Source organism: uncultured Mucilaginibacter sp. (assembly GCF_903913935.1).
In the GTDB taxonomy this organism is placed as follows: domain Bacteria; phylum Bacteroidota; class Bacteroidia; order Sphingobacteriales; family Sphingobacteriaceae; genus Mucilaginibacter.
Map to the genome: position 1 here is coordinate 19189 of NZ_CAIWNH010000355.1, position 11490 is coordinate 30678.

The 11490-nt window shown below is 43.8% G+C and carries 11 protein-coding genes; 7 read left to right on the plus strand and 4 right to left on the minus strand.

Annotation, left to right across the window (positions count from 1 at the left end; translation table 11 throughout):
• Window positions 1–71: 71 nt before the first annotated feature.
• From QZY09_RS14150 to hemJ, 5 genes are all read left to right on the plus strand, one after another.
• A complete protein-coding gene (locus QZY09_RS14150; protein WP_295673386.1) occupies window positions 72–941 on the plus strand; it encodes a HAMP domain-containing sensor histidine kinase in 870 nt (289 codons plus the stop codon).
• A 115-nt stretch (window positions 942–1056) separates the two neighbouring features.
• A complete protein-coding gene (locus QZY09_RS14155; protein WP_096355678.1) occupies window positions 1057–1764 on the plus strand; it encodes a response regulator transcription factor in 708 nt (235 codons plus the stop codon).
• Window positions 1764–2291, plus strand: a complete 528-nt coding sequence (locus QZY09_RS14160; RefSeq protein WP_295673389.1) for a hypothetical protein — start codon at window positions 1764–1766, stop codon at window positions 2289–2291. Before QZY09_RS14155 ends, QZY09_RS14160 begins: the two co-directional genes overlap by 1 nt.
• 114 nt (window positions 2292–2405) lie before the next feature.
• Window positions 2406–3446: a uroporphyrinogen decarboxylase gene (hemE, locus tag QZY09_RS14165; protein ID WP_295673392.1), complete on the plus strand. Its 1041-nt coding sequence runs from the start codon at window positions 2406–2408 to the stop codon at window positions 3444–3446.
• Between the two features lie 78 nt (window positions 3447–3524).
• The gene (hemJ, locus tag QZY09_RS14170) at window positions 3525–4061 is read left to right on the plus strand and encodes a protoporphyrinogen oxidase HemJ (protein ID WP_295673394.1); all 537 of its coding nucleotides are present in this window, start codon (window positions 3525–3527) and stop codon (window positions 4059–4061) included.
• Window positions 4062–4354: 293 nt separating this feature from the next.
• Here hemJ and QZY09_RS14175 read toward each other — a convergent pair whose 3' ends face one another.
• Together QZY09_RS14175 and QZY09_RS14180 are read right to left on the minus strand one after the other, a co-directional pair.
• Window positions 4355–4672, minus strand: coding sequence for a rhodanese-like domain-containing protein (locus tag QZY09_RS14175; RefSeq protein ID WP_295673395.1), 318 nt, complete (start codon window positions 4670–4672; stop codon window positions 4355–4357).
• 1 nt (window position 4673) lies between these two features.
• Window positions 4674–4952, minus strand: coding sequence for a rhodanese-like domain-containing protein (locus QZY09_RS14180; RefSeq protein ID WP_295673397.1), 279 nt, complete (start codon window positions 4950–4952; stop codon window positions 4674–4676).
• A 214-nt stretch (window positions 4953–5166) separates the two neighbouring features.
• Between QZY09_RS14180 and QZY09_RS14185 the strand changes: the two genes are divergently transcribed.
• A complete protein-coding gene (locus QZY09_RS14185) occupies window positions 5167–5376 on the plus strand; it encodes a hypothetical protein (protein WP_295673399.1) in 210 nt (69 codons plus the stop codon).
• A 6-nt stretch (window positions 5377–5382) separates the two neighbouring features.
• Here the strand turns inward: QZY09_RS14185 and QZY09_RS14190 are convergent, their stop codons facing one another.
• Both QZY09_RS14190 and QZY09_RS14195 read right to left on the minus strand, forming a co-directional pair.
• Window positions 5383–6111 (minus strand): alpha/beta hydrolase-fold protein, encoded by a 729-nt coding sequence (locus QZY09_RS14190; RefSeq protein WP_295673401.1) that lies wholly within the window; start codon window positions 6109–6111, stop codon window positions 5383–5385.
• Between the two features lie 50 nt (window positions 6112–6161).
• Window positions 6162–6758 (minus strand): SGNH/GDSL hydrolase family protein, encoded by a 597-nt coding sequence (locus QZY09_RS14195; protein ID WP_295673403.1) that lies wholly within the window; start codon window positions 6756–6758, stop codon window positions 6162–6164.
• Window positions 6759–7118: 360 nt separating this feature from the next.
• Here QZY09_RS14195 and QZY09_RS14200 point away from each other — a divergent pair.
• Window positions 7119–11490 (plus strand): cadherin-like beta sandwich domain-containing protein (locus QZY09_RS14200; RefSeq protein WP_295673405.1); only part of this gene is annotated, 4372 nt, incomplete at its 3' end.

The window sequence follows — 11490 nt, forward strand, 5'->3', positions numbered from 1 at the left end:
CGCGCTTATTAATCACTCAACTGAAAACTAACGGCGCGCTGCCCACTGCAAACTAAAAACTGCAAACTAAAATGAGAAGATCATTCATCATATTTTACGCGCTCATTACCTATGCGTTAGCTGAATTAACCTGGTGGGCTTATTTGCTTGTAAAAGCAATGCCGAGCAGCTTTGGCATGATCATGGGCGAAGGTTCGGTGTTTATTTTTGTGTTTTTTGTTGGGGCATACTCCCTGCACCGGTCTATCCTGAAAGAGCGGAAATTACAGGAACAAAAGAAGAACTTCCTGCTATCAGTAACCCATGAGTTGAAATCGCCTTTGGCATCTATCAAAATACTTTTGCAAACCATCCAAAAACGCGACCTTACAAAAAAACAAACGCTTGATTTTATCGAAAAATCTTTAAAAGATATTGAGCGGCTGGATGATATGGTGGAGAACATGCTTCTGGCCTCAAAAATTGATAACCAGTCGTATACTTTTCCAAAAGATAAATTCAATCTTTCGGGCCTGGTTGATAGTATCGTTAACCGCCTGCAGATCACCAAATGCGAAAGCAACCAGCAAATTATTGACGCTGAAATTGAGCCTAAGATCGAGATTACGGGCGATAAATTCGCCTTAACTTCGGTGGTGACCAACCTGATTGAAAACGCCATCAAATATTCGGGGCCCTGCGCAACGGTTGCAGTGAAACTGTTTTCGAAAGAGGATAAAGTTTATTTACAGGTGGCCGATCACGGCATCGGGATCTCAGATATGGAGAAGGGCCGTATCTTTGATAAGTTTTACAGGGTAGGCAGCGAGGACACCCGGAACACAAAAGGCACCGGTTTAGGTCTTTATATTGTAAAAGAAGTGCTTGATAAGCACCAGGCCAGTATAAAAGTGAAAGATAACCGGCCTGTTGGTAGTATATTTGAAGTAGTTTTTGATTGATTTGACACGAATTTCACGAATGAGGGCGAATTTTCAAAAATCTGCTTTTATAATCTGAAGCTTTAATTCGTGTAATTCGATTCAATTCGCAACAATTAGTGTAAATTAAATAATTATGCCGAACAAAAAAAGAATTTTACTGGCCGAAGATGAAGAACATCTTTTAGAGGCCATAAAACTGAACCTTGAACTGGAAGGTTACAAGGTTTCAACTGCAACCAATGGCAAAAAAGCCCTGCAGATATTTAAAGAAGAACGTTTTAATTTAGTGATACTGGACGTAATGATGCCCGAAATTGACGGCTTTGTGGTTGCTGAAACCATCAGGCTGGAGAACTCGGAGGTGCCCATTATGTTCCTTACTGCTAAAAACACAAACGAGGATAAAATTTCGGGGCTGAAAAAAGGGGCTGATGATTATTTAACCAAACCCTTTAACCTGGAAGAATTGATCCTGCGGGTAAACAACCTGGTGAAACGCAGCCTTAAAGGCGATGAGCTGAAAGAATTTAACAGCTACAAGATCGGCGACAAAACCATCCACTTTAATTCTTTTGAACTGGTAAATGGAGATGGATCAATAACCCCGCTCACCAAAAAAGAAACCATGCTGCTTAAACTGCTGATTGAGCGCCGTAACGACGCTGTATCGCGTGAGCAAATACTGGAAACTGTTTGGAATTACGACGTATATCCATCCACCCGCACCATCGATAACTTTATCCTTACTTTCCGTAAATATTTTGAACCTGATCCTAAAAACCCGGTTTATTTTCATTCAATCCGCGGTGTAGGCTATAAATTTACTGATAACCAGCATTAATGTTTACCAACAGGACCCGTTTATTCATCGGCACTATTTTTTTTCTATCGCTGATCATATTAGTAGACCGGCACCTGTATGAATTGTCATCAGTTGCGCTGATGATGATCGTTTTGCTGGGCTGGGATTATTTACGACAGGGTACACTGGTAGTAGCATCAAAGCAATTTCACCATAAAGATTACGAAAAAGCTGAACGTACTTTAGCAGAAATATTAAGGCCTCAATGGCTGGCCAAAAACCGGCGGGGATATTATGAGTTTTTAATGGGTGGTGTTTGCCTGCAAAAGCAGGATTTTGAGGATGCCGAAAAACATTACGAAATTGCCACGCAATACCCTTTACGTTCGATAACAGACCATGTGGCTGCGCTGGTGCATGTGGCTAACATAAGTATAAGGCAGGGTAATTTTGATAAGGCCGAAGCTTATTTGCAGCTTACTGAAAAACATCAAGCTAAAATTAACGCCAAAATGAAAGATGTGATCAGCCGCCTTCACCTGGAAATAAAAAAACATAAAAGGTAGGGGCGCCCTTTGTGGCCGCACTGCTATTATATATAAAGGGCGACCACAAGGGGTATTCCTATTAAACATAACGTTATAAAGGGCGACCACAAGGGTCGCCCCTACGATAAATATATGAGAGATTCATTACTGATAAAAGCCGCATTTTCGGAGAAAACAGAACGCCCGCCGGTGTGGATGATGCGCCAGGCAGGCCGTTTTATGAAAGAATACTGGGATATTAAAAACAAATATTCCTTCCTGGAGATGTGCAAAACGCCAGAGATTGCCGCGGATGTAACCATGCTGCCGGTCGACCTGCTGGGTGTTGACGCCGCCATTTTATTTTCAGATATCCTGGTTACTGGTGAAGCTATGGGCGGCGACCTGAGTTTCAGCCAGGGTGTAGGGCCAAAGTTTGCCAACCCGGTACGAACACAAGCCGACGTGGATCAACTGGAAACAGAAGTTGGCGATAAGTTGCAATATGTGGCCGAAGCGATAAAGGTTATTCAGCAGCGTTTGAACGGCACGATTCCGTTGATTGGTTTTGCAGGCGCTCCTTTTACGGTAATGAGTTACCTGGTTGAAGGCGGTTCGTCCAAAGATTTTAAACTGACCAAATTACTGATCCATAACAACCCGGAACTGGCCCACCAGTTACTGGCCAAAATAGCTACCGTTACCGCCAATTACCTCAACATGCAGATCGCTGCAGGTGTTAATGCGGTGCAGATCTTCGATAGCTGGGCGCAGGCGCTGGCATGGGACGATTATAAAGAGTTTTCGCACCGGTACATTGTGGAGATCATCAGCAAACTGAACCGGAAAGAGATCCCCGTGATCTCCTTCTGTAAAGGCAGTTCGGTTTTTGCGCCCTTAATGGCCGAAGCAAAACCTGATGTAATTTCTATTGACTGGAATGTTGACCTTTTGGATATCAAGCAGCGTTTACCAAAGGGCATCGCTGTACAAGGCAATCTTGACCCTCATATTTTATATGCCGACAAAAAAGTAATTAAAGATCGTATCTACCGCCTGTTCGACCGGATGAAGGATGAACAGGGGTTCATATTTAATTTGGGCCATGGCATTATGCCGGATATCCCATTTGATAATGTGAAATACGCAGTGGATATTATAAAAGAATGGAGGAACACGAATTTCACGAATTAATGCTAATTTTCTCAAATCTGATTTAAATAAGGCCGTTGTAGTTCCCGAAATTCGTTCAAATTCTTCAAATTAGTGTTTATGTATCCATACATTCTTTCCATACACATCATTTTTGTAGTCTGCTGGTTTGCAGGGTTGTTTTATATGGTGCGCCTTTTTATTTACCATACCGAAGCCCAGGAAAAACCAGAACCTGACCGCCGGATACTTTCTGAACAGTTCGTGATCATGGAGCACAAGCTCTGGTATATTATTACTGTACCGTCCATGGTGCTGGTATTGGCTGCAGGGATAACCATGCTTTATATGTTGCCCGTGTGGCTGCAGCAGCCATGGATGCACTTGAAGCTGATGTTTGTGGTGTTGTTACTGGTTTATCATTTTGTTTGCCAAAACATCATGAAGCAAATGGCAAAAGGGATCTTTAAGCGCACCTCGACCCAATTACGCCTTTGGAACGAAGTATCCACTATTTTGTTATTTGCCATCGTCTTCCTGGCAGTATTAAAAGATGCCGCAAATTGGATCTATGGGCTTGTTGGCCTTGTATTGTTGTCTGTCCTGCTGATGATCGGCATAAAAATTTACAAATATTACCGCACAAAAAAGGGATGAAGAAACGCCTATCAGCATTTGATCATCCCGATATTGAAATTAAAACTGAAGAAATAGGGGCTGTTAAATTCCTTTTATATTTTTATCTTTTTTAGTGTCATAAGGTACTGCACAACCACCAGCACCACAGCAGCCTGTGTTGGATAAAGCCATATAAATAAACAGCCCGCTAAATAAACCTACCGCCTAATCTGCCGATTGGATCGACCAAACCAGCATCCACAAACCCATCCCCAGGCGCAAAAAGCGCGAAAAATTCCAATTGGTAAAAACCCTTTGTTTTATAGCTTCCATCACACGTATTTGTTAAGGCTGTGCCAGCTGCCGCCGTTATGCACGTTTGTAAATCCCTGTGATTGTAACATGGCCTTTGCCGAACGGCTGCGCATCCCCGAAGCACAACAGGTAATAATTGCCTGGTCTTTTTTCAGCTTGCTTACCCTGCCGGCAAGGGCGCCGAGCGGAATATTTACCGATCCTTTTACATGCCCTCCTGAAAACTCTCCAGGCGATCGTACGTCAATAATTTTTGCGCCACCCGCTATCAACGCCTCAAAATCGACGCCAGGTGTTAATCCGAATATTTGTTTTAAACTTTCTAAAAATCCCATATTAATTCATTGAATAATTTTTAATAGTTACCCACGATCCGCCATCGCAGCAACCGATCCCGTTTTGTTTTAATAACTGGCTGGCCATTTGGCTCCGCATTCCCGATGCGCAGCAAAGCACAATATTTTTCATTTGCTTTAGTTCGTCAAGGCGTGAATTAAGTTCATTTAAGGGGATATTAACGCTTGCTTCGGCGTGTCCTGTATTAAACTCTTCAGGCGACCTTACGTCAACTATAACCGTTCCCGGCGATAACAATAATTCAGTCAGAAGGCTCATTTTAATCTTATTTAATAAACAAAAGTGAACATATCCCCCCTCTCTGTTTGGAACATTTGTTGGATAAGGCGTATTTTTAAAAAAATGCAAACGGATACCTGCTCAAATTACCACATTTTTATCGCAAAAAGCTCCGGTTAAAGGTGATGTGGATCATTTATTTTGCATAGAACAGCGTTATTTTTGATTAAATATTCTACTAAAAAATCCAGTTATGGACGAACCGGACATTTATGATCCAAAATATTGGAAATGGTCAACATTTTATTATGATCAGCGGGATAAAAACCGGTTTGTACCGAAACAGGAGGGATTGGGCCTTAGGCCTAACTACGCCAATAAAACAATTCAATTTATTATCGGCCTCGTCTTGCTCATCACGATAGCATTGATTTTGTACAACATAGATATACTGAAGTTTTAGGAAAAGCTACAAATACAGCTGCACCATTTGCCGCCAGTACCGCGGGCGATGGGCGTAATTTGCCCAGGTATAAAACTGGTTAGGAATGCCTTTATTCCAAAGCAATTGACTAAAATCGTGGTTGTTTTGCCAAAAGGGGTCGGTTTCGCCTATGGCTAAAATAATTTCAAGCTGACAGATGGCATTAAGCTGATTTTCGTCGGTCTGATTGGCCATATATTGAAGGGGCATATTAAAATAAATGTCCTCGTTATGATAACCATCAAACAAATCCCTGAAATCCTCTATCTGCAGGCTCAGGTCGTACCGGCCACTCATCCCTACGGCCTTTTTAAAAATGTGGGGATGTTTAAGGGCGATATTAAGGGCATGATAAGCGCCCATACTGCAGCCTGCGGTTTCAAAATAATTGCCATTATTTTTTAAACGCATTAAGGGCAACACCTCATTAAGGATATAGTTTTCGTATTGAATGTGCCGGGCGATGCGCACTTCCGGGTAAACATGCCGGTTATAAAAACTTTCGTTATCAATACTGTCAACACAAAAAAGCTGGATCTCGCCGTTATAAAGCTGGTCGTGCAGGGAGTCGACAACGTGCCAGTTTTCATAATCATAAAAACGGGCCATCCTGGTAGGGAAAAACAGCACCGCACGGCCGTTATGGCCCAATATTAAAAGCTCCATGTCGCGCTGCAACACCGGGCTGTACCATTTGTGATATTCTCGGTTCATTTACGGGTTGCAATATCATTACCCGACGTTAAGTTACTATAAATAAATGATTAACCCATATGCAGTATGCAATTTAAAATAATCGCGCGCCATAATGCATAACCTTTTGCACTCAAATGGAGCCCGTCGAAGGCAAAAAGTTCGGGCCGGGGTTTGCCGCCTGCATCCAGCATCGGGCTAAAAACATCCACAAAATGCCAGTTGGCGGCATAAGTTTTTATTTCTTTTTCAATTAAGGAATTGGTAAACCTGAAAACGTTAGCCATATGCCAGCGGCTGATGCTGGGCTTTAAGGAGATAAAATAAACAGGGATGTTGCCGAAACGGGCGTTTATTTTTACCGCCATTTCCTGAAAAAAAATAAAAACCTCTTCGGGATGCCGGCCATCGCCCAGATCGTTATCCCCGGCATAAATAACCAGCCGTTTGGGTTGATATGGTTTCATGATCCGTTCAAAAAACCAAACGCAGGCAGCCAGTGTCGATCCGCCAAAACCCAGATTAACAGGCTTAAACCCAGGGAAATCTTTATCAAGGCTGCTCCAAAGCCTGATAGACGAACTTCCGTAAAAAAGCGTTTCGGGTACAAAATTCAAATTTTGTGCCTTTTGTTCCAATTGTTTGACGTCATCTTCGTACCAGTACATATGGTGTTGTTATACGGTCTTTTTAGTTTTAAAGATTGCCGAAAATCGTTGTCACGACAATTATGCCAAACCTAAAAATTCCGGGCGTAATCCGGGTATAAAAGTTTTATTTAATAACACGTTTAAGCGACATAATGCCCGAAAAAGAAACAATTTTCCCATGCCGCTATCTTTTTTAATTGCCCTTTAATTAAAAAAAACTAACATGAATTAAATATCGAAGAAATACATCTATTTTAAGGTGTTGTAGCAAGATTATCCATATATTTATTCCGTATCCGAAAGCTACTCACAATATTTTTGTTCAATAAATAACAGCCCTGGATTAAAAACTAAAAACCTAAGCAATACCCTAAGCTCATGTACACTAAGATTATCCTAAAACAAACGACCTTTAGTTTTATTATTTTTATACTATTGATTTTGGCATACGCAAGCGGTATCGCACAAGCGCCAAATATCAGTTATAGTACGCCGCAGGTTTATACGGCCGGAATCGCGATTTCGCAGCTTGCACCGGTAAATATAGGCGGACCAGTCCCCTTGCCGAACCCCGTAATTATATCTGCGGGCCTAAATAATATTACCGGAATAACTTCAGATGCTGCGGGTAACATTTACGTCGCTGAGAACGGGAATAACGCAGTCAGAAAAATCCCTGCCGGCGGCGGCACTGCTGTTACGATTGGCTCAGGATTTGTGTACCCCACGGGAGTTGCGGTTGACGCTTCCGGAAACGTTTATGTTGTTGATTACGGCAATAATGCTGTTAAAGAGATCCTGGCAAGCAATGGCAGTATAATTACCTTAGAAACCGGTTTTAACGGCCCCTACGGAATAGCCCTGGATGCTTCCAAAAATATTTATGTAGCTGATGCCAGCAACAATGAGATAAAGGAATTTTTGGTGGGAACCACCACTCCGATAATCTTAGGATCTGGCTTCAATCATCCAACGGGCGTAGCTGTTGACGCATCAGGAAACGTATATGTTGCCGATCGCGGCAACAACTTAATAAAAAAAATACCGGCCGGCAATGGCCCCCCGGTAACTTTAGGGGGCGGTTCGGGTAATCCAAATGGACTGTCTGTTGATGCAGCGCACAACGTTTACTTTGCAGATACTAATCTTCCTTATATCACAGAGATTACGGCAGCCGGTGGCAGTAACATTATTGTCGGCTCGGGCTTCTATCTCCCAACTTGTGTAAATATTGACGCAACCGGTAATATTTACGTTGGCGATAATGGCAACGGCGATGTTAAAAAAATCAGCTTCGGGCTTTTCACCATTAAACCTGCGCTGCCCGCAGGTTTAAGTTTCGACAATACAACCGGGATAATAAGCGGCACACCAACCGCCGTGAGCCCGGCAACAAATTATTCTGTTACCGCTTCCAACAGCAGTGGCAAAAGCACAGCAGTTGTTAAAATCACTGTTGTTCTGCCTCCAAAGCCTATCATAAACTATACTTCGCCCCTGGTTTATACAGCCGGTGCAACCATATCTCCAATTTCGCCGGTAAATACAGGCGGCCCTGAATATACCGCAAATGGTTATTCAATCAGTCCAGCATTACCTTCCGGTTTATTGTTTGATGTGAATACCGGGATAATAAGCGGTACGCCTGTGGCTGGCAGCCCTTCAACAAATTACACGGTTACAGCAGCCAACGCGGGTGGTAATGGTACGGCTATCGTTAATATTATGGTTAATTTGCCGGCGAAACCAATTATTAGTTACACTACGCCACAGGTTTATACAACGCTTACACCAATTTCTACCCTTTGGCCTGTAAGTACCGGTGGCGCTGTCTTCCCGTCAGGCGGGTATTCGGTCAGCCCGGCATTGCCTGCCGGTTTAAGCTTTGACCTCAATACAGGCGCTATCAGCGGAACACCTGGCGCTGTAGCAGCAGCAGCAAATTATACTGTAACGGCCTCTAATTACGGCGGCAGCAGTACTGCAACTATCAATATTACGGTTAAACCTTATCCTGTACCTGTAATTAGTTATAAAGGCCCGCAGGTTTTTGATGTATCTGTTGGTATTACGCCACTGGCGCCAACAAGCAGCGGTGTGGGCACTACAATTGGCAGTTCCACAACAACGATAGGATCAGGCTTTTATAACCTTACAAGCGTGGCTGTTGACGGTGCGGGCAATGTTTATGTGGCAGAAAATGGCAATAACGCTATCAGAGAAATACCCGCCGGGGGCGGAGGCGTAATCACTATCGGTTCAGGATTTATCACCCCTACCGGGGTGGCTGTGGATGCCGCCGGCAATGTATATGTAGCGGATTATGGTAATAATGCAGTAAAGAAAGTGCCCGTTGGAGGTGGAGCTATTGTTAATTTAGGATCGGGCTACAACGGCCCTTACGGAGTAGCTGTAGATGCGGCTGATAATATTTATATTGGGGATGCCAACAACAATGCGGTAAAGAAAATACCCGCGGGCAGCAACGTACCTGTTAATATAGGTTCGGGCTTTAATCACCCTACAGGCATAGCCGTGGATGCCGCCGGAAACGTTTATGTAGCCGACCGCGCCAATAATCAAATAAAAAAGATCCTGGCCAGCAACGGCGCCACCATAGCGCTTTCGTATGGTTTTGGCAACCCAAATGGCGTTGCGGTAGATGGTTCAGGTAATGTTTATTTTGCTGATACCAATAGCAGTTCAATAGAAGAGATCCCTGCCGCCGGTGGCAGTTTAATTAATGTTGGTTCAGGTTTTGTTACGCCTTCAGCTGTTACTATAGATGGCGGCAATGTGGTATATATAGCTGATAACGGCAATGGGGCCGTTAAAAAAATCAGTTTCACCGGGGGGTATTATATAAGCCCCCAACTGCCTTCCGGTTTAGTTTTTAATACAACAACCGGTGTTATAAGTGGCACGCCAACTGCGCCAAGCCCGGCAACTGTTTATACGGTTACTGCCTATAACATTGGGGGCAGCGCAAAGGCAACCTTAAGCATAAAAGTTGTAAATCCGAGCGGCGGACTTGCTAATCTTGCCGTCAGCGCAGGCACCTTGTCGCCTGTGTTCGCTACTGCTACCAATGTTTACAGAGTGTCGGTAACCAATGCTTATTCATCGATAACGTTTACGCCAACTACTGCCGACGCCGGTGACATTGTAACCGTAAACGGAACCACTGTAAACTCTGGTACACCATCGCTGGCGATTCCGTTAGCTGCCGGGCCAAATACAGTAAATATAGTAGTAAAAAATAGTGGCGGAACGGTGTTAGGCATCTATACCATTACTGTTACGCGTGCGCTATCATCAAATGCCTACCTGGCCCAGCTCAGTTTAAGCGCCGGCCTTTTAAGCCCAGCCTTTAACACGAGCATAAAAGTTTATACCGCAAGCGTGCCGTATATTTCAGGTTCACTTATTCTAACGCCTTCAACTACCGATCCAACGGCAACTGTTACCGTAAACGGAACGCCAGTACTTTCCGGCAGCCCATCCCAGGCTATTCCGTTAAATGTAGGCAGCAATGCAATTACTGTGACAGTAACTGCTCAAAATGGAGTGACCGCCAGAACGTATACGCTTACAGCTAACCGTGCTGCACCATCCACAAATGCAAGCCTGGCCAATCTTACCACGAGTGCAGGTATTTTAAGCCCTGTATTTGCGGCTGCAACTTTAAACTATACTGCTAATGTGCCAAATTCCCCGAATTTTATTTCCATCACCCCTACCGTTGCGGATGTAAACGCAACGGTCTTCGTTAATGGCTTGGCGGTATCATCGGGTGCGGCATCTGCAGCCATTCCCTTAGCAGTAGGCACCAATACCATCAGCACGGTAGTAATTGCACAGGATGGAACAACCACCGAAACGTACACTTTAACAATAAACAGGGCAGGTTCACCAAACGCTAACCTTGCAGGTCTTGCCGTAAATAACGGTACCTTAAAGCCGGTATTTTCAAGCGCCACAACAAGTTATACAGTAAAGGTAGCCAACGGAATAACGTCAATAACAGTTACGCCAACAAAAAGTGATACCACAGCGACTCTGGCCATAAACGGGATAGGCGTGGCTTCGGGAATGGCGTCAGGACCTATCGTATTGAATGTTGGAGCAAACACAATTACAACGTTAGTAACTGCCGGGGATGGCGTAACTACAAAAACCTATACCCTAATTGTAACCAGGCTTCCGTCAAGTAATGCTCACTTGAGTGCTTTGCATTTGAGCGGTGTAACATTAACGCCAACTTTTTCAGCAACAACGGTTAGTTATACTTCAACTGTTGCAAACTCAATAACTTCAACTACTGTAACCCCAACAACCGCCCAGGCCAATGCCACCGTAACTGTTAACGGAACGCAGGTAACATCAGGCACTGCATCGCAGCCCATTGCTCTAAGCACCGGAAGCAATGTTATTACAACCACTGTTACCGCGCAGGACGGCATAACCACCACCAGTTATACGGTTACTATTACAAGATCGCTAACCAGTGTTAATGAACCGGCAAGTACCGCGTTAATTTCAGGCCTGCCACAAATATCCGAAGATGGTATTTTAGTACATCAGGGAATTTCACCAAACGGTGATGGCCTCAATGATTTCTTGGTGATCGAAGGAATTGCAAGGTATCCCGACAACAAACTGATGATCATGAGCCGAAGCGGTGAACTGGATTATGAAATTAAAGGTTACGACAACAGCAATAAGGTATTTGACGGACATTCCAATAAAA